Raw genomic sequence first — 410 nt, forward strand, 5'->3', positions numbered from 1 at the left:
ATCAAATCCTTTTGTGAAGATAGAGATTAAAGCAACTACTGTTAAAACAATTGAAATCGCATAAGAGATTTTTCTTGTTTTCAATAAGTCAACTTTAATATTTTGTAACCAGTGCGCTGTAAAATGTGTATAGAAAGGAACAGATTTTCCTTTTGCTAAACGTCCTTCTACAAAGTAGCGTGTAATGAAAATCGCTGTAAATGTTGATGTAAAAATACCAATCATAAACGTTGTTGCGAAACCTACAACAGGACCTTTACCAAAGAAGAATAAAATTAATGCCGTGATAAATGATGTTGAGTTAGCATCGATAATTGCAGAGAAAGCACCTTTCCATGAATAAGCGAAATCTACTGCTTGACGTAATGATTTTCCTTTTCTTAATTCTTCTTTTACACGTTCGTAAATCA

1 pseudogene is annotated in these 410 nt (G+C 32.2%); it reads right to left on the reverse strand.

The features are described from left to right. A pseudogene (locus QWI17_RS09930) lies at positions 1–410 on the reverse strand (hypothetical protein); the annotation flags it as partial.

Origin of the sequence: Gilvimarinus gilvus, assembly GCF_030518155.1 — a bacterium.
Lineage (GTDB): Bacteria > Pseudomonadota > Gammaproteobacteria > Pseudomonadales > Cellvibrionaceae > Gilvimarinus > Gilvimarinus gilvus.